The organism is Neisseria sp. SLRRB23 (genome assembly GCF_050896295.1).
Taxonomy (GTDB): Bacteria; Pseudomonadota; Gammaproteobacteria; order Burkholderiales; family Neisseriaceae; genus Neisseria.
The window spans coordinates 1-383 of the sequence record NZ_JBPBFH010000095.1; the positions used below are offsets into that span (position 1 = coordinate 1).

Sequence of the window (383 nt, forward strand, 5' to 3'; positions counted from 1 at the left end):
TCAAGCATAAGGCCGACTTTCCAAAACCTGCAACCGTTTAGAAATGATATGCAGGCAGTTGTATGTAAAGAATACCCTGAAGTTTGGAAAGCCTATTCCGAATTGACGCTGGCGGACAACCATTATCTGCTGTTCCGCGCCAATGTCGGGGGCACAAGCTATTATTTCAGCCGCAAATCGGCTTATGACGATGCTTTCGGCAGGGCTTATTTGGGCTGGCAGTATAAAAATGCGCGGCAGACGGTGGGGGTTTTGCCGTTTTATCAGGTGCACCAACCGTAACACAAAGCGATTTCCAACCTGCCGGAGAAACTGAAGAAACATACAGCCGCACCGTATTGCGCCTGTCTCTTATACACATCTCCGAGCCCACGAGACTCGAC

General features: G+C 49.6%; 1 protein-coding gene. It reads left to right on the forward strand.

Annotation, left to right across the window (positions count from 1 at the left end; genetic code table 11):
• Positions 1–282, forward strand: a 282-nt coding sequence (locus ACRPFF_RS11230) for a surface lipoprotein assembly modifier (protein WP_432674670.1), incomplete at its 5' end; no start/stop codon positions are given.
• Positions 283–383 lie beyond the last annotated feature (101 nt).